Below are 238 nucleotides of genomic sequence, written 5' to 3' on the forward strand. Positions count from 1 at the left end.
TTATATTTATAAAAAGTATGTTTACATCAGTAGGCGGTGTGAAAGAGCCTGCAGGAAATTATGGACAAGCTCCTATGTTCCAAGGATTTTTAGATGGATATTTAACGATGGATGCGTTAGCAGCTTTAATATTTGGGATTGTTATTGCAAATGCTCTGCGTGCAAAAGGTGTAGCGGATGATAAAGGTTTAGCGAAATATATGAGTATTGCTGGTATTGGAGCAGGACTATTACTAAC

At 37.0% G+C, this 238-nt stretch carries 1 protein-coding gene; it reads left to right on the forward strand.

Annotated features, from left to right (window positions below):
• Positions 1-238, forward strand: a 238-nt coding sequence (locus SB775_RS33575) for a branched-chain amino acid transport system II carrier protein (RefSeq protein WP_410865631.1), incomplete at both ends; no start/stop codon positions are given.

This window comes from Peribacillus sp. SIMBA_075, from assembly GCF_046534585.1.